This is a genomic window from Lentzea sp. NPDC036949 (genome assembly GCF_055608075.1).
The window spans coordinates 377782-394510 of the sequence record NZ_JBVJRA010000004.1 but is presented as its reverse complement, the minus strand read 5'-3'; the positions used below and the strand labels follow the sequence as shown (position 1 = coordinate 394510).

At 63.4% G+C, this 16729-nt stretch carries 13 protein-coding genes, 1 tRNA gene and 1 pseudogene; 9 read left to right on the top strand and 6 right to left on the bottom strand.

What is annotated here, in order from left to right; translation table 11 throughout:
* Positions 1 to 689 precede the first annotated feature (689 nt).
* Positions 690 to 2093: a hypothetical protein gene (locus tag ACZ7CD_RS14360; protein WP_470379026.1), complete on the top strand. Its 1404-nt coding sequence runs from the start codon at positions 690 to 692 to the stop codon at positions 2091 to 2093.
* 44 nt (positions 2094 to 2137) lie between these two features.
* A complete protein-coding gene (locus ACZ7CD_RS14355) occupies positions 2138 to 2701 on the top strand; it encodes an HD domain-containing protein (protein ID WP_470379117.1) in 564 nt (187 codons plus the stop codon).
* Here ACZ7CD_RS14355 and ACZ7CD_RS14350 read toward each other — a convergent pair.
* A complete protein-coding gene (locus ACZ7CD_RS14350) occupies positions 2686 to 3159 on the bottom strand; it encodes an NUDIX hydrolase (RefSeq protein WP_470379025.1) in 474 nt (157 codons plus the stop codon). The genes ACZ7CD_RS14355 and ACZ7CD_RS14350 overlap by 16 nt on opposite strands.
* Positions 3160 to 3169: 10 nt before the next feature.
* A complete protein-coding gene (locus tag ACZ7CD_RS14345) occupies positions 3170 to 3913 on the bottom strand; it encodes a DUF5919 domain-containing protein (protein WP_470379024.1) in 744 nt (247 codons plus the stop codon).
* A gap of 224 nt (positions 3914 to 4137) precedes the next feature.
* On the opposite strand from ACZ7CD_RS14345, the gene ACZ7CD_RS14340 reads away from it, so the two are divergent.
* The 6 genes and pseudogenes from ACZ7CD_RS14340 (at position 4138) to ACZ7CD_RS14315 (ending at position 10305) form a co-directional block, all read left to right on the top strand.
* Positions 4138 to 4527 (top strand): plasmid replication, integration and excision activator, encoded by a 390-nt coding sequence (locus tag ACZ7CD_RS14340; protein WP_470379023.1) that lies wholly within the window; start codon positions 4138 to 4140, stop codon positions 4525 to 4527.
* Positions 4528 to 4730: 203 nt separating this feature from the next.
* Positions 4731 to 4991, top strand: a complete 261-nt coding sequence (locus ACZ7CD_RS14335; protein WP_285642567.1) for a hypothetical protein — start codon at positions 4731 to 4733, stop codon at positions 4989 to 4991.
* Positions 4978 to 5238 carry an AMED_5909 family protein gene (locus ACZ7CD_RS14330; protein WP_470379022.1) on the top strand — a complete coding sequence of 87 codons (261 nt, stop codon included), beginning with the start codon at positions 4978 to 4980 and terminating at the stop codon, positions 5236 to 5238. The genes ACZ7CD_RS14335 and ACZ7CD_RS14330 overlap by 14 nt, the downstream gene beginning before the upstream one ends.
* A 418-nt stretch (positions 5239 to 5656) precedes the next feature.
* Entirely contained in the window at positions 5657 to 7120 is a 1464-nt protein-coding gene (locus ACZ7CD_RS14325; protein WP_470379021.1) for an FtsK/SpoIIIE domain-containing protein, read from the top strand.
* Between the two features lie 26 nt (positions 7121 to 7146).
* A pseudogene (locus ACZ7CD_RS14320) lies at positions 7147 to 8719 on the top strand (replication initiator).
* A 218-nt stretch (positions 8720 to 8937) separates the two neighbouring features.
* Positions 8938 to 10305 carry a tyrosine-type recombinase/integrase gene (locus ACZ7CD_RS14315; protein WP_470379020.1) on the top strand — a complete coding sequence of 456 codons (1368 nt, stop codon included), beginning with the start codon at positions 8938 to 8940 and terminating at the stop codon, positions 10303 to 10305.
* A 53-nt stretch (positions 10306 to 10358) separates the two neighbouring features.
* On the opposite strand, the gene ACZ7CD_RS14310 is transcribed toward ACZ7CD_RS14315, so the two are convergent.
* The 3 genes from ACZ7CD_RS14310 to ACZ7CD_RS14300 all read right to left on the bottom strand — a co-directional run bounded on the left by ACZ7CD_RS14310 (position 10359) and on the right by ACZ7CD_RS14300 (position 12440).
* A complete protein-coding gene (locus ACZ7CD_RS14310; protein WP_470379019.1) occupies positions 10359 to 11216 on the bottom strand; it encodes a hypothetical protein in 858 nt (285 codons plus the stop codon).
* Positions 11209 to 12018 (bottom strand): SMODS domain-containing nucleotidyltransferase, encoded by an 810-nt coding sequence (locus ACZ7CD_RS14305; protein WP_470379018.1) that lies wholly within the window; start codon positions 12016 to 12018, stop codon positions 11209 to 11211. Before ACZ7CD_RS14305 ends, ACZ7CD_RS14310 begins: the two co-directional genes overlap by 8 nt.
* 346 nt (positions 12019 to 12364) lie before the next feature.
* Positions 12365 to 12440: transfer RNA gene (locus ACZ7CD_RS14300), tRNA-Arg, on the bottom strand.
* A gap of 162 nt (positions 12441 to 12602) precedes the next feature.
* Here ACZ7CD_RS14300 and ACZ7CD_RS14295 point away from each other — a divergent pair.
* Positions 12603 to 13460, top strand: a complete 858-nt coding sequence (locus ACZ7CD_RS14295) for a hypothetical protein (RefSeq protein WP_458429475.1) — start codon at positions 12603 to 12605, stop codon at positions 13458 to 13460.
* 46 nt (positions 13461 to 13506) lie between these two features.
* Here ACZ7CD_RS14295 and ACZ7CD_RS14290 read toward each other — a convergent pair whose 3' ends face one another.
* A complete protein-coding gene (locus tag ACZ7CD_RS14290; protein ID WP_470379017.1) occupies positions 13507 to 16704 on the bottom strand; it encodes a penicillin acylase family protein in 3198 nt (1065 codons plus the stop codon).
* Between the last annotated feature and the right edge of the window lie 25 nt (positions 16705 to 16729).

The window sequence follows — 16729 nt, the reverse complement described above, 5'->3', positions numbered from 1 at the left end:
GACATTGTTGCTTCACAGCCGGTCCGCGACGCTGCTACAACCCTGTACGTCGAGGCAGGCCGGACAATGGCAACTACCCCCTTCCGGGAGAAGTTTTTGGTTGCAGTCCGCCAGGAGTTGCAGACTGACGTCGACGACCAACGTGCGGGTTCGCATCTGCTCGCTGAGCCTGTCACTGGTAGGCAAGCGCGTACGACGTGGAGTCGGTTGACTGGTCGTCTCCGTCGTACTAAGCGCCCTGATGACGCGGAGTCGGCTAGTAGTTGACGGTGGCAAGGCGGCGGAGCCGTCGCGGCAGTCGAGCGCCGGGCTCAGCACGTCAGCGGCGACCATGCTGGCGCTCGTGGGGAGCTGCGGGCCCGCATGGCTCTATGGGCAGGCTCGTCGGTTGGTGTGAGGCCGGAGTAGCGGTGCGCAGCGCCGCCCGGCCGACCGGCGGAGCGAAGCGGATGCCGGGAGTGCCGGGATGGAAGGTGTTCGCCGTACGCGCGGGACGCGCCGCCAGCGGCGGCCTTGATCCTGTAGAGCTGAATTCGGCAGAGTCGACAGGGTGGGTAACGGGACGACCGTTGGAGCCGATCAGTGCGGTACGAGGCGGTCGGGGCGAGAAGGGCTAGGTGACCTAGCGTATGCGGGTTTCGCAGAGGTACGATCTTGTCGGCTCTCAGGGCACATTTGACTTTGTTGACGTGGATATCAGCCGCGACATACCTCTGTTCATCGATCCCGCAGCGCTGGCTGCAAGTCCGGATCCTTGGGCGAAAAGTTGTGCGGCCGCCATTCAGCACTTTTTTCAGACTGTGCTCGACGCTATTACTTCTGGTGACAATGCCCTGGCGCTTCGTCTTCTGTCTCGTCTGAATGAAGACAACTCTACGCACCTTGGATACTCCTCCATCTCTAAGGGGAGTGGGGTTGGGGACGGGCTGGCCGAGAAGTTCTTTGCAGAAATCTCATCAAGCCAGGCGGTGAAATCAGGCTTGATTTCGGATTTGGAAGACACTGCTTTGCTTATTGAGGGTGTCGCTGAGGACAGAATCTCGGATGTAACTACGAACGTAATTCGACGGCAACTGATCGAGTATACTCAAGAGGCCTGCAATTTCTACGGCATTCCGATGGAGCGAGGCGTGGTCGTTCCTCCTTGTTGGGATGTAAGTGAAAGAAAGTGGAAGCAGGAGTCCTTTAGTCTTCCGATGCCTGCTGGTTCTCCTCTCCTGCTTGTTCCAAAGTTCATTGTCAGGCGTAAACTGCACTGTAACCCAGGCGAGTACTACACCCATTACGTTTTGGAGTATCTGAGGGACGAGGAGATTCGTAAGCGGTCGCCTCTGACGTATGTCACACGGCAGGGGGAAGTAAAAGCTCTAAAGAAGGAAGTGGAGGCCAAATATCGCGAGAAGCATGCGGATGGCACTCCGGGAATTTTCAAACGGGTTAATACGGATGGCACGATGAGTAATCCGGACCTGCTTGCGCGTTTTAAGAGAGTTAAGCGTGACAATCCCCCTAGGGTCATCTCGCACGAGGACCTTGCTGATGCCTCGGGGGCTCCGCCGACGCCGGACTATGCGAGCCTGCTGGCTGAAGTTAGAAAGACCCCGAAGGGAAATGCGGCGGCCACCCCGTATGAGAGGCGGGTTGAGGCGCTCTTTAATGCCCTGTTTAATGAGCATCTGGTGCACCCGGTTCGCCAGCAGCGCATACACGATGGTCGAAAGATCCTTGATATCTCATACACGAACACGTCTCGGGACGGATTCTTCTATTGGCTATCGCAGCATCATCCTGCCGCGAACGTTGTTGTAGAGTGTAAGAACTACTCGAAGGAGCTCGGCAACCCGGAGTACGACCAGCTTGCCGGTCGCTTTTCTCCGTCAAGAGGGGTTTACGGCATCCTTGTTTTTCGTGATTGTAAAGACAAGGGTAAGTTGTTTGAATCTTGTCGCGATACAGCTCGCGATAACAGGGGTTTCATTACGCCTCTGAGCGACGATGACCTAGAGGTTCTGGTAAAGGAGATGATCGAGACGGGATCGTGCACGAATTTCGGCGGCCTGCTGCATTCGGTCTTCAATAAGCTAACGCAGTAGAGGCGGCCGCCTCTTAGGTGCTCGGGTAAAATGAGAGCGTGTCGATGCTGCCCTCGGAGGCTCTTGAGCTAGCTCGTCGTCATCTGGAAGGGCCCTTGCCTCGGCGTTGGGCTCATGTTCAAGGAGTAGCGAAGTGTGCCCGCCAAGCGGTCGGGATCCTGATGCCGGAGGAACGGGATCTTCTTGTGTCCGCTGCGATTCTGCATGATATCGGGTATGCGCCAGATCTTGCGCGCACCGGATTTCATCCCCTGGATGGAGCGAGTTTTCTTTCAAGTGTAGGTGCGTCGCAACGTCTCTGTGGCCTGGTCGCACATCATTCATGTAGCTATCGCGAGGCGGAACTTCGTGGGCTTAGTGCTGAGATTGCAAGGTGGAGGGACGAAAGAACTGTTCTGCGTGATGCTTTGTGGTGGTCAGACATGTCTACTGCGCCTGATGGTCTGCCTACGAACGTGCATGACCGAATTGAAGAGATTCAGAAGAGGTATGGCCCGGAAGGTCTAGTGACCTTCTTTATCCGGCAGGCGAAGCCTGAGTTGGTAGCTGCGGTCGAGCGCACTGAGGAACGGCTACGCGCAGCGGGAGTCGACTACACCGTGAAGTAGGGCGTCGACCGCTCTTCGAACCCGTGCTCGATCCGCAACCGGATGGACGGGTGGATGTTGAGCGCGTCAAGGTCTCCGCGGCTTACCCAATGAACTTCGCTGGACTCGTCGCTAGTTCGCAGTTCGCCACCGATCAGCCGCGCCCGGAAGCAGATGGAGAACTGCTGCCGCACCTCGCCGTCCGTGTAGGCGATGACGTGCGCGGGGTCGGAATACACGCCGATGATGTCGACGGGCTCGACGTCGATCCCGGTCTCTTCCTTGATCTCGCGGATGACGGTGTGGCCGATGGTCTCCCCGACGTCCTGCGCACCGCCTGGGATCGAGTACAGGTCGTTGTCAGTCCGCCGGATCATCAAGAGCCGGCCGTGCTCGTCCTGCACGAACGCCGTCACCGCCACGACGATGTTGGTCGCCTTGGGAGCGTTCGGGTCGTTGTAGTGATCAGTGCGAGCCATGCCTACCTGCCTACCACTTCGGCGGCTTCGCGCCATCCCAGACGCCCTGGAAGCTCTCGGCGTACGTCTCGAACAGGTCGCCCCCGGACAATCGCCGTAGGTGAAGGACCGGTGCGTGAGCTGCCATGAAGCCGTGCACGTGCGTGTTCACGAGCATCTCGTCATCGAAGCGGTAGATCGAGTTGTAGAGCGTCGTCCCGTGCACGCGGATCTCCACGCCGGGCACCTCGGCCAACGGTTTGTAGACCGCGAGGGCGTTCCGGATCTTCGCGCCAAGCGTCGTCTTGCCGATGCCCTCTTCTTCGCTGCGGCGCGCGACCTCCCTGCTCGCTGGGTCCCCGAGCAGCAACCGGATCCGGACGCCGCTCTCCGCCTTTTGGCGAAGCGTCCTGATCAAGGCTGGGTTGTCCACGAGGAACATGCCGGCGTAGACCAGGATCGAGATACTGATCTTCGACTGCTCGATCAGGTGCCCCCAGATGTCGTGCGATACAGCGTGGCGGTGCGCGTAGACCTGCACGACCTCCGACTCGTTGATCTCTTTCTTCTTCTCCGGCGCTACGGCGTCCGGCCAGAGGTAGGTCTCCGACTCGCGGACCATCGCGGCGATGGCGTGCCGGTGACGTGGGTACGGCGTCCGGTCCTGCGTGATCCACCGTTCGACGGTCTTCGGGTCTACGCCGGTTGCCTTGGCGACTTCATCGAAGCCCAAAGTGTTGCGCAGCAACGCATTCCGCAGGCGTTGGTTCGGCATGACCCACCCTCCGTACAACTAGGGACGACTTCAATGTAGCGAAGACGTCTGTAGTTGTCCCGTTGTGTGGTGTTGACGTCCTCTCGATTCGTCGAAAGTCGTAGGTGTCGAGATGTCGGGGAGTGGCCCCGACCGGCACAAACGTCAGGAGAACGACGATGGCGATCACAGGTGGGAGCAGGCTCCCGGCGGGTCACGACTTCGTGTTCCCGAGGGGCGCACTCGTGATGGGCGTCGAGCCGGTGCTCAAGTTCCAGTCGGCGGAGGACCGCGCCAAGGGCCTCCCCGTCGAGCAGGAGAAGGACAAGGAGAACGGTCAGCTCGTGTGGTCCGTCCTGGTGATCGACCAGGCTGCGGAGCGCAAGGCGGACGCTGCGGTCACGGTCAAGATCTCGGCACCCCACCAGCCGGTGCCGCCAGAGGCGATTCCGGGTACGGATATCCGCCCGGCGATGTTCGAGGGCCTGACGGTGACGCCGTGGATCGATGACAAGGGCTGCCGTGGTGGCCACGTCGGTGAACGTCACCGCTGCCGGGCGAAGCTGGGCTACAGCCTGCGTGCCACCGGCATGAAGTCGGCTGTCGCGGCTAAGTCCGCACCCAAGGCGGCGTGATCCGTGCCCGACTTGATGCGTCTGCACCTGACGGCGAACCTGCCGATCCGGGTGGAACCGCTCGTCTTCGCTGGACGGGTTGAGTTCCGGCTGGGCAACGCGTTTCCGGCCGTGCTCGTGGTTGACGCGGAAGCACTGCCTCGCCTTGCTGAGGCTGTCGCTGAGGGGCAGACGGCTCTTGATGCGTCGCGGGGTGGTCAGTGATGGGGTTCAACGCCACCTGCACGCCTGGGCAGGACGCGGGCGCGGCCATGATCCGCGTGACGCCTGAGGTTCCGGCATTGGCCATCTACCTCGACCCGGTCAACATCGCGATCCAGCTCCCGCCCTTCCCCGGCGGTTCGGACGTGCTGATGAGGTTCTGTCGGGAGTTGTCGCGTGAGGCTTCGAAGCTGGCGGATCACCTCGGTAGCCAGGAAGGCCGGCACGCCCTCGCGGAGGGAGATCCTGATGTCCGCGGTTGAGGCGATGCACTGGGGCCTCGCTGAGCAGGCCCGGACGCTGAGCGAAGCGCACGACGTGCTGAGCAAGCTCCTCCCCAATCCCAAGTCCGCGCCCGCCGTGCTGAAGGACTACTACCTCCGCTCGGCCGCCATCTATGCGCGGATCGCTGAGACCGATCGCAGCCACCACCACGAGGCCATGTACTGGGCCAACCGTGAGCGCGAGAAGGGGGAGGCGATCAAGGTCGCGAAGACGACGAAGAAGTAGCTAGAAGTCCTTATTGGACAGAGCGCGTGACTCTGCTGGGTCACGTGGCGATGCCGCACATCTTGTTGCGGTGCAAAGAGAACATGAGACGCAGGAGCGGAACCCGGCTACCAACCTCGCCGCTCCTGCGTTGTCCACCCAACTCGGGAGTGAACAAGATGAGCGTAGAGCCTGAGCGCATCCGTGCGCTAGACGGGGATCGGATGGTCTCCACCAGGCAGACCGTTGCCAGCTACGCCGTGATGCTCGACGGCGGCTCGTTGGAGACGATGGAACTCACGGCCGCACAGGCTCGGGGCTTCGAATGCCTGACCTGTCGGGCGCAGCACACAGCCGCTTCGGGAGCGTTCCAGCCTGTTGGGCGCATTCCCAGCGTGGGCAGCGTCTTCCAGTGCCTGAAGTGCGCTGGCGGTGTGCGATGAAGGGCAACCGGTGGGTCGATCCCGCGCCGTTCGAGGGTGCACGTCCGCAGGTTCCTTGGTGGATGTGGCTTCCCGGTTGGGTCAAGCTCGTACTCGCGCCGGTTGCCCTGCTGTGGCTCGCCGTCCGCTTGGCCGCGCGGTTGGTCGTGCTAGTCGTTCGGTACCCGGTCGCGGTGACTGCCGGCCTCGGCGGGTACGTCGCCTATTACCGGTTCGGTCTCTCGCCGCTGGTGCTCGCGTTGCTGTCGCTCGTGTGCGCCCTGGCGGTCTGGTACGGCCTCGACCGGGACTCGTTCCTGCGGCACGGCTGGTACCGCTTGCTGACCGAATGGCGGTGGCTCACCGTGTACGTGCCGCAGTGGCGGACCGTGGTGCGGCTTGCTGAGCTGACGAAGGAAGTCCGCGGGAAGGAGTACCTCCCGAAGCTGCGCCGCATCCGGTCGGAGGGCTGGCGGGACAAGGTGCGCGTGCGGATGATCCCTGCTCAGTCGCCGGAGCAGTGGGAGCTGCGGCGGGAGAACCTGGCGCACTCGTTCAACGCTCGGTCCTGCCGGGTGCGGGTGCTGAGGCCTCGCGTGCTTGAGCTCGACTTCATCCACGCTGACCCGTTGGCGCATTCAGTCGCCGTGCCGCAGCTTGCCGACCCCGGAGAGGTTGACCTCAAGCGCGTGGTCGTCGGTCGCACGGAGACCGGTAAGCCCTGGCGGCTGAGGCTGCTCGGGTCTCAAGTCCTCGTGGTCGGGGTTCCTGGTGCTGGCAAGGGTTCGGTGTTGTGGTCGATCGTCTGGCAGCTCGCCCCGGCCATCAAGGCCGGCATGGTTCGGCTCGTTGGGATCGACCCCAAGGGCGGGATGGAGCTGGGTCAGTGCCCGGACGCGTTCGAGAAGGTCGTCTACGACAACGGTCCTGAAGCTGTTTCCCTGCTTGAAGAAATCGCCACAGAGGTGAAGGAGCGGGCTACCCGTTACCGGGGTGTTCGGCGGCTCTGGGCGCGGAGCACGGGTGAGCCGTTCACGGTCTTGGTCGTGGATGAGCTAGCGGACCTGATTGCCTACCAGTCAGACCGAAACCTGCGAGAGCGTGCGACGCGGGCTATCCAGACGATCACCTCTCAGGGGCGTGCTCCTGGCTACGCCGTCGTCGGCCTGGTCCAGGACCCGCGCAAGGAGATCGTGGGCTTCCGACACCTGTTCACCACTCGCGTGGCGCTGCGCCTCGATGAGCCGGTGCAGGTGGACATGGTCCTGGGCGACGGCGTTCGGCAACGTGGCGCGGCTGCTCACGAGATCAGCGAGAACACGCCCGGTGTCGCCTGGGGCAAGGAAGACGGGCAGCGCGAACCGGAGTGGGCGCGGGCCTTCAACGTCACGGACGCGGACCTGGTCGAGCTGGGGGCCTACCTCGCTCCGGCCACCGTGCACGAGTTCCCCGAGCTGACAGACGGGAGGGCAGCGGCGTGACTGAGTACCTGACTCGCTCGGAGCGGATGAAGCAGCCGGCCGCGCTCGACGTTGTCCGGGCCGTGGCTGAGGAGCACGGCGTCTGTGTCCGGCCGTTGGCCAAGGAGCGGATCGACCTCGACACCGGTCGCGTGGACATCGTGCCCGTGCCGTGTGGCTCGACGGTCGCGAGTGTCTGCCCCACCTGCGCCGAGAAGAACCGGCGTCTGCGGATGGCGCAGTGCCGCGAGGGATGGCACCTGACCGAGGAACCGGACTTCACGCCGGACGCTCCGAGCGACGAACAGCAGGAGCTGACCGAGTACCGGGCTGACTTGGTCAAGGCCTTTCGCCTGGCCCTCGCTGAGGGCGACGAAGTGGGAGCGGAGGAGGTTCGGGAAAAGGTCGTGGAGGTCGACGCCGAACTTCGGCAACTCGGGGTCCGCGGTTCGCTTCCCTCCCTGGAAGTCCCGGTCAAGGGCGTGCGAAAGCGGTCCACGAGGCGGCGGCAGGATGCGCCCAACCTGCCTCGGCGGCCGGTCAGCAAGCGGACCGTCGGCAAGGTTTTCGGGGGCAAGTACCAGCCCTCGACGTTCCTCACGCTGACGCTCGACACCTACGGCAAGGTTCGGAGCGACGGCACTCCGGTAGATCCGACGAAGTACGACTACCGCCGTGCGGCTCGGGACGCGGTGCACTTCGCTGCTCTGCTTGATCGGTTCGTCCAGAATCTTCGGCGCTGTGTGGGCTGGGAGGTCCAGTACTTCTCGGCGGTCGAGCCTCAGAGGCGGCTTGCTCCGCACTGGCACGCGGCGGTTCGGGGCTCGATCTCGCGGGCGGAGCTGAAGGCGGTCACCGAGGCCACGTATCACCAGGTCTGGTGGCCTGAGCATGACGAGATCAAGTACGGCAGTGAGAACCTGCCGTTCTGGGATGTGCGGGCCAAGGGCTTCGTTGATCCGCAGACGCGAAGGGCCTTGCCTACCTGGGAAGAAGCCCTTGATGAGGTGGTGCGTCCGGCTCATGTGGCGCGGTTCGGGGTGCAGGTGCACTCCAAGGGCATCCTCGGCGGCACTGAAGAGGCCGGCCGTCACATCGGCTACCTGACGAAGTACCTCACCAAGAGCATCAACGAGTGCTTCGACGCCCAGACGGCGCGGCAGGAGGACCACGCCGAACGGTTGTGTGCAGAGCTGGCCGTGACGCCCTGCTCGCCGCAGTGCGCAGTGTGGCGAGCAGGGCGTCCAGCCTCGTGGGGCTCGGCTGTCCACGGTGCCTGGGAAGTGCAAAGGCAAGGCGCACAAGCGAACCACGCTCGGCGTTGCTGGGCGGCGGGTGCTCGTGTCGCGGAAGTGGTCGGGGAAGTCGTTGGCGGACCACAAGCACGACCGGAAGACGTTCGTTCGGCAACTGCTCGCGGACGTCGGGATCAAGCCCGAGGACCAGGCGCAGCGCGTCGTCTGGAACAACGTCCAGCCCGGTGATCCGAACGTGCCGCCACGGGCGCACCTGCTCTTGAGCGCTGTCGCTGAGCGGCGCAGGTGGAAGGCCGAATACACGGCCGCGCTGCTCGCATCTGCCGGACCGCCAGAAAGTTCGGCAACGCATCTAGCTGCGTAAACGGGGGGAATCATGAACGTCAAGGCGCGTGAGATGGCTGAACTGATGTCTGTTCCGGAGATGCTGGAGGCGCTCGGTGGGGACGTCTCTCGGGACACGTTCTACAAGTGGCGGCAGACGGGGAAGGGGCCTCGTTGCTTCCCGCTCCCGAACGGGGAGTTGCGTTGTCGGCGCTCGGACTTCCTGGACTGGATGGATGACCTGTACGGGCGGGCCGCATGAGTACGACGTTCAAGGTTCGGTTCTGGGAGATCAAGAAGCGGGCTGGGCGGAAGCGGCCCTACGGCGTGCGGTGGGTGACGGAGACCAAGGAGCACTCCGAGTGGTACGTGACGAAGGCGCTGGCTGCTAGTCGGTTGTCGGAGTTGAGCAGTGCAGCTCGGGCTGGTGAGCCTTTCGATGTGGACACCGGGTTGCCGCTGTCGGAGTTTCGTCGGAAGAACTCCTTCTCGTTCTTAGAGTTCTCTCAGTCCTACATGGACATGAAGTGGCCGGACACTGCTGCCAAGACTCGTGCTAGCACCGTTGAGGCGCTGGCGACGGCTGGAGCTTCGTTCGTGAAGGACGCGGCTGGGCGGCCTGAGGTGACCGAGTTGCGCGGGGTGTTGATTCGGAACCTGTTGCCGCCGGCCACTCGTGAACTTGAGCTGGGTGGGGAGGAGAAGGAGGTTACGGCCTGGCTCGTTCGGCACTCGCGGCCGCTCTATGACGTGACGGATGCTTCGGCGGTTCGTGGGCTGCTGGATGCGCTGGCGACGAAGCTTGATGGGAAGTCCGCGGCTGCTTCTGTGTATCAGCGCAAGCGGGCCGTGCTGTTCAACATGCTGTCGTACGCAGTTGAGAAGGAGCTGATCCCGGACAACCCGTTGACGCGGATCAAGCGCAAGGCGGCGAAGGTTGTTGAGCAGGTCGATCCTCGGGTGGTCGCCAACCCTCGGCAGGTTGAACAGTTGTTGGCGGCGGTGACCTACGTTGGACGTCGAAACGCTGATCGAGGTGCACACCTGGCAGCGTTTTTCGCCGTGGGGTACTACGCGGCGGCTCGTCCAGCTGAAGGTCTGGCGCTGAGAGAGGATGACTGCACGCTTCCCGCGGAGGGATGGGGCGTGCTGATGCTTGGCGAGTCGCGCCCCTCTGTAGGAAAGAGGTGGACGGATTCGGGGAAGGTCCACGACCGGCGCGGGTTGAAGCACCGTGGGCGCAAAGAGGTTCGGCCAGTACCGATCCCACCTGTGCTGGTGCGCATCCTGCGCGAACACGTTGAGAGGTTCGGGGTTGGGCAAGACGGCCGGTTGTTCCGGTCCCCGCGTGGTGGTGTGGTCTCTTCGTCGACCTACTACCGCGTCTGGGAAGAGGCACGCGAGTACGCCCTCACTCCGATGCAGGTGGCGTCACCTCTTGCGGGCAGGCCTTACGACCTTCGGCATGCGGCGGTGTCACTATGGCTGAACGGTGGCGTTCCGGCCCCAGAAGTCGCAGCGCGCGCGGGACATTCGGTTGATGTCCTGTTGAAGGTATACGCGAAATGTATTGATGGCCAAAAGGATATCATGAACGAGAAGATTGGCAAGTTGTTCGAGGCGTAGGCTGAGATTGCGGGGTTGGCTCCTTCCTGGAGCCTCCCATGGAGATGCGAGCGCTACGGTGCTTTGGCTATGTCTTCTCTGTCTTTCCAGAGTTTGTTCAAGCTGTCGCGGTTATTCTCGTAGATCGTGGGAGGGATAGGTGCAATCTTCGAGGTGGCTACTGCGTATTCCGAAAGGATGGTCATGATCTGCCCTTGTTGAGTGGCGAGGGAGCTGTCATCAAGATGCTTGATAGCATCAAGCTGTCGATCAAGCCTTTCAATCGAAGTTGACGCCGAACGCCACGCAAGTACGTCAACTAGGAGCGTGTATCCCAGGAGGAATGTTAGGGAGAATACAAAGATTCGCACGATGTTGACGGCTGTGTCTTGGGGTACAAGAGCAATTGCTAGGAACACCACCAGGACGGAAACAATCGTGATTGTCACAAGTATCCATCCGCCACGCTTCGATGCCTCTGAGAACAGTCTTCTGTTCCAGAAAGAATTTTCTCGGAGATGGTCACGCAAGCGTGCAAGGCCATACTGTGCATCACTCGCGAAGTAATCAGAGGTTGCTTTCGATAGGGCTCGGTCCCTTGTGGAGTTGCTGATCTTAGCTAGTAGCTCCGCGAGGTCGTATGACTGGTCGTACGGCCCCAGTGCATCCATGAGTAGGCCGCGGCGCCGGATTTCATCACCGACACCTTGTTTCTGCTGTGCGGTTTGTCGCGTATACCAAGTTGTGGCCTGGATTACCAGAACTGCTAGGGCGCCAAAATAGGCAAATTTTGGAACGAACATGATTACCACGCCAACTGCGAGCGCTGCCGCCTGTAAGTAGCGTCCTGCCAGGTAGAACTTAGATGCATCCCTCAGCTGCTCATGTGCGATCAAGCTGAGCTCGGCTGGGCTAGGCGAGGATTTAGGCACCGAAAAGTTCCTTCATAGTGTTCTGGCCTTGCATGGATTCTTCGGATCTTAGCGTCACGGCGAGGCTGTTTCTGATGATAGTTCGAGCCTTTTTTGCTGAGGTACTGCGGAATCGTCTGCCAACGGCTTTGTCCGCTTCTTTAGAGCCTTTTGACCAATCAATCACGAACTCAAAGAACTCGGTCATAAACCTCGTGTGCTCGGGCACCGTGCGGTGTCTTAGCGCAACCAAGCATACGATCTCTTCGATGTCCGATGAGATGAGTCCGGCATCATTCTTGTGGTTCCAATACTTAAGCAAGCGGATGAGCTGGCGTACATTTGAGCCGAGCTTATTGGTTGATTGCTTGACGAGGTCGTTAAGTTTAGAGGGCTCGAAACTCTGCCAATGGTTGCCGTAGTCTGGAATCAGGAAGCTGCTGCCTGAACTTGAAGTTCTGGCGGGAAGGACATCCACCAAGGGCTTGTTTGAGTAGTTGACAGTGACTGCAATGCTGCCGCGCGAAACTGACCAATCATATTTGCTGATGGCTTTTGCGACCGCTTGAAGCACTTGGTCTGGCCGCGCTGTGGAGTTATTTTCATTAGGCTTTATCTCGGCGAGTAGGTCGACGTCAGAATGTTCGCGTAGGGCAGTGTTTCGAGTGAGTGATCCAATTATGGTGCATTTCGCTATGAGGGTAGATTTGATCAGAAGATCACGTATTTCGTTTGCACGCGCGCTAAAGCGCATGCGATCCTCTTCGGTCAATTGGATTTGTTTATCCAGTTGATCGAAAGCGCTATCTAGAAAGCCGGGCACGCTGCTCCTGTTCGGTGCGGGCCAGTAAAACTGTCGAGGACGTGATGTTGGCCGGAACCCTATCTGACGCCTTGCTCAAGAAGGTGGTGCCACGCACTGCGTTCCCCCTGGGTGTCGAGATCGAGAAGGAGTCAGCAAGAGCTGTTCGGGCTGCACGGTCGTGTTGGTCGCCGACCGCGGTTGGCTGGGGTCGCGCGCTCCTGCGCAGGCTAGAGCCGACCCAGTCCGTGGTCAGTCCGTGGATGGTGGCAAACAGGGACAGATTCCCGCTGACGCTGACTGACCAAAAAGATCAAGCTCCGACCGCGTTGCCGCTGGTCAGAGCTTGATTTCACCCGGCGAAAGGTGGTGCCCCAGGCAGGATTCGAACCTGCGACACACGGTTTAGGAAACCGATGCTCTATCCCCTGAGCTACTAGGGCTGGCGTGAGCAGTCTAGCGGTCCACCGCCACCGAGTTGACCAGGCCCCCGCCTCGCAAGGCCATCACGCTCGGTAAGGGACCGAACGAGTTGTGTGCGGCCGTTCGAAGGAAGTGAGGCAGGCCACCTTCTCCCGACGGGATGCGTCGGGTACGCAGAGGGCGTGAGCAGACCCTGGCCCGACTTTCGTCCTGGCCCGCTGGGGGCCGTCCGGTCCTGGTGGCGGCGGCGGGTGCCGAACCGGCGTGACGACTACACGTACGTGCCGCCGGCGAGCAGTCATCAGCAGGAGTTCGAGACGCCGTTGCCCAGTGCGGTGTACGGGTTGGACTTCCTGTTGAAGATGAACGTCGTGTGGCGGTTCGACCTGGCCACCGGGTTGCGGCACAACTCGCCGAAGAGCGCTGCGATCCACCACGTGGTGCAGCGGGCCACGGAGATCAGTTCGTCGCGGATGTTGGTGCACCACGCGGCGTTGCAGGTGCACCTCGGGGACGAGTTGGCGCGCGAGCAGCAGGTGCCGGGGACGCACGTGTGGGCGCGGGCCGAGCAGGTCAAGGTCGAGGTGGACGACGGGGACCTGGAGATGGCGCGCAAGCACATCGAGTTGTTGCGGAGCTCGACGTTCAAGTTGGCGGAGCGGGACATCGAGCGGCAGGAGATCCGGTACCTGCGTGACGAGGTGCTGACGGACGTCGGGACCGCGACGATCTGGTGGTTGCAGCGCAACGGGTACCGGGTCGAGGAAGCGGTGAAGCTGTCGGACGAGCTGGCGCAGCTGGTGCGGATCGCGCAGCAGCAGCCGGCCAAGCACTGGGCGGAGTCGCTGATCAGCAGCGTCGAGAAGGCGTTGCCGGAGCTCGGGGACCAGCACCGGGTGGAGTTGCAGCAGCACCTGGCCAAGGCGTTGAGCGTGTACGGGGGCAGCCGGATCGCCACCGAGTTCGCCGACCAGGTGGGGTTGCCGGCCGGGGAGCAGGACGACGGTGTCCACAACGGACACAACAACGGGCATAAGTAGAGGCCGCCGACCCCTGGGGGTGGATCGGCGGCCTCATCTCGAAGGCCTACGAGCTGTAGACCTCAAGTTCGTACAGGGAGTATCCGTACCGAGTGGCCCGGTGGGTACCGGTCATCCGGAGGTGCCTCGCGTCCTGTGGCGTAAACGCTACGACATCGGAGCCGCCGTCGCCACTACTTGTCGCGAAAACGTTGCGCCAGTTTGTCCCGTCGCTGGACAGCTCGATGCGGTAGCCGGTGGCGTAGGCCGATTCCCATTGCAACACAGCGCGACCGACCCGTTGCACAGAGCCGAGATCGACCTGGATCCATTGGTCGTCGCTCCAATCGCTGGCCCAGCGCGACTGCGGGTTTCCGTCGACCACGTGCTGTGGCGGGAGGGTGTTCCAGCCGGTCTCGTGCGATGACGCGGTGGCCGTCGCGGAGGTGGCCAGGTTGGTGATGTTCTGGCCGCGGCGGGACGGGAACTGCACGACCTGCTGGTAGGTCGGGCGGTTCTGCCAGTGGATCTTGTCCTGGGTGATGCCGCCCATCGCGCGGTGGATGATCGTGTCCGCGCACCACTGGTTGCCCGCGGCGCAGTCGGCGTCACCGGGGTAGACCTGGGTGGCGGGCTTGGCCGCGGCCTGCTTCAGGGAGTCGACCAGTGCCGTCCGGCAGCCGGACAGGGTGCCGCCGCCGCAGTAGGTCTGCGGGAACGCGCCCTGGACCGGGTCGCCGAGGACCTTGCGGAGGTCCTTGTCGACGAAGCCCCACCAGCCGTATTGGAACGAGGAACCCTTGTGCGGGGCGGCGCCGTGGGTGTCGGACGGGGCCTCGTCCACCTGGATGGCGCCGACCAGGGCGGTGTACAGGTCGGTGCCGAGGGACGGCTGGAACTGCGCGGCGACCAGCAGCGGCCACCACGCGTCCAGCACGCGGATCGCGTCGGCGTGGGCGTAGGTCTTGCTGCCCTTGCTGGTCTCCTTGCGCAACGAACCGGAGCGCTGCCAGTCCTTCAGCTGCTGCACGACCGGGGCGAGCGCCGGGTCGACCGGTGCGGACTCGACGACGCGCAGCAGTTCGGGCAGCACCTGTTCGGCGCGCAGGTCGGCCACCGCGGCCTCGGCCATCGCCTTCGTCAGCGCCGCCCGCGTGACCTTCTGGCCGGAGGCGATCAGCGCGCGGACGCGGCCGTCGAGCAGGTCACCGCGGTGCACGGCGCTGTGGCCGAAGCCGCCGAACGTGAAGTCCTTGGCCTGCTTGTTGTTCCACGAGACGTAGTAGTCCTGGTTGATCGAGTTCGGGTGGCCGGCGAACGGCATGTACTGCGCGGTGTTCTCGTCGCCGTCGAAGCCCTGCCACTCGAACTCCGGGCGGCCCCACACCGGCAGGTTGGGGTCCACAGTGGACTTGCGCACCGGGTTCAGGCCCGAGTTGAAGTACGCCGTGTCCTTCGAGTCGACGTAGAACCAGTTGAACGCGTACCCGATCCGGTCGGCCGCCCGCTGGAAGTCGGTCGCCGACCGGATGGCGGTCGGGTCGTTGAGCTCCTGGAAGCCGATGATCGAGTCGACCTCGTGCAGGTAGGTCGAGCGCAGCGTCGTGTACGCCACGACCTTGCCGCCCACGGTGGCGCGGCTCGCGACCAGGCCGTACTTGGTCCGCCACATCACCAGGGTGTACGAACCGGCCGGCGTGCCGTCCGCGACGGTCGGCTTCCACGCGTTCTTGCGCTCCAGCCGCTCCATCGGCAGGCAGGCGCCGCGGTACAGGTAGTGCGAGGACGCCTTGGAGGGCGCGGAACCGTCCGGGTTGCACAGTTCCACGGCGTAGGTGTCGACGATGTCCTGACCCGCCGAGGTCGCGCTCCACGAGTAGTCGACGCCGCGGCCGAGCTGCACGTACATCGAGACGCCCGCGAACGACACGCCACGCGAGCGGATGCCGGGGCCGTTGAGCTCCTGCAGCATCAGCAGCTGCGGCGCGAAGTACCCGGTCTGCGGGCCCCACACGGCGACCGGGTTGCCGGAGTCGGTGTGGGCGCCGGACACGGCCAGCGCGTTCGACATGCCGTGCTTCTTGTTCAGCAGGTCCGCCGGCAGCACGCCGTCCGCGAAGATGCCGGAAGCCTTCTTCAGCTCGTCCGGTGCGGGAACGGAGACCGCGGCACCCGTTCCGCCCGCCTCGTCGTAGATCATCCGCTCCGGGGTCAGGCTGCCCGCGTCCGGGAGTGCCACGCCCGCGGGGGACGCAGGGGAGGCCGCGTACGGGAACGACTGTCCGTTGTGGAGGGTCAGCACGGCCTCGGGGTCGTTCTGCGCCCGGAACGCCTTCCACACCTGCTCGCCGACCGCGGCGCCGTAGCGGTTCTGCGCGGCCAGCTTCACCAGCGCCGACTGCACCTCACCGCCGCCGCCCGCGCCGAACAGGCCGCCGACGACCGCGGCGATGGCCACCATGTCGGTCGACTTGAAGGGCTGGATGTCGTTCCAGTTCGTGATCGCGTCCGCGTGGCCGGTCAGCACGTACTCGCCGGGGAAGTTCCGCGCGCTGATCGCCTGGGTCAGGTAGGCGTTGATGCCGGCGATGTAGTCGTTGACGTCGGCCAGCGCCTGCCGGCCGCGGTCGCCGCCCTTGGCCGCGGCGGTGTCGATCTGCTTCTGCAGGTCCGCCTCGGTGTAGGGGATCTGGTTGTAGAACGACTGCTCCAGCACCCGGTTGCCCGGCGCGCCGCCCGCGAAGCCGCTGAGCTGGCCGCGGCCGAGGTGGCGGAAGAGGTCCATCAGCCACATCCGGTCCTGGCCGGCCGCGTAGCCGGCGCCGAACATCGTGCCGGAGCGGGTGGTGCCGGTGATGTGCGGCATGCCGATCTTCTTGTCGCGCACGATCGTCACGTCCGCGCGCGGCTTGACGGTGCTCTCGACCTGGTCGGCGGGCACGCCGAACGACGCGTCGTTGAAGAAGTCGGTCAGCTGGGCGTTGGACAGGCCGCCGTAGCCGGCGACGAGGGCGTCGTACTTGCCGAGCTGGTCGGCGGAGTGCGCGGGCCGGGTGCCGAACGCCTTGTGGGCGAGGATCTCGGCCAGCGTCGCGTTGCCGTTGTTGCCGGGTGGCAGGACGTCGCCGCACTGGCCCAGGCAGTAGTCGTCGGCGGTGAACGTGGGCGCGGGCGCCGCCTGGGCGGGTGCGCCGGGGACGATGACGAGGGAGGCGGTGACGGCGGCGGAGGCCAGCAGGGACGTCACCGGGTTGGCTCTCCGCATCCGCGAAGCTCCTCTCCGTGCAGGG

Excerpts from the sequence above, each read along its gene's own strand:
- ACZ7CD_RS14355 (WP_470379117.1), top strand. The coding sequence starts at position 2,138 with ATGCTGCCCTCGGAGGCTCTTGAGCTAGCTCGTCGTCATCTGGAAGGG.
- ACZ7CD_RS14350 (WP_470379025.1), bottom strand. The coding sequence starts at position 3,159 with ATGGCTCGCACTGATCACTACAACGACCCGAACGCTCCCAAGGCGACC.
- ACZ7CD_RS14345 (WP_470379024.1), bottom strand. The coding sequence starts at position 3,913 with ATGCCGAACCAACGCCTGCGGAATGCGTTGCTGCGCAACACTTTGGGC.
- ACZ7CD_RS14335 (WP_285642567.1), top strand. The coding sequence starts at position 4,731 with ATGGGGTTCAACGCCACCTGCACGCCTGGGCAGGACGCGGGCGCGGCC.
- ACZ7CD_RS14330 (WP_470379022.1), top strand. The coding sequence starts at position 4,978 with ATGTCCGCGGTTGAGGCGATGCACTGGGGCCTCGCTGAGCAGGCCCGG.
- ACZ7CD_RS14325 (WP_470379021.1), top strand. The coding sequence starts at position 5,657 with ATGAAGGGCAACCGGTGGGTCGATCCCGCGCCGTTCGAGGGTGCACGT.
- ACZ7CD_RS14315 (WP_470379020.1), top strand. The coding sequence starts at position 8,938 with ATGAGTACGACGTTCAAGGTTCGGTTCTGGGAGATCAAGAAGCGGGCT.
- ACZ7CD_RS14290 (WP_470379017.1), bottom strand. The coding sequence starts at position 16,704 with ATGCGGAGAGCCAACCCGGTGACGTCCCTGCTGGCCTCCGCCGCCGTC.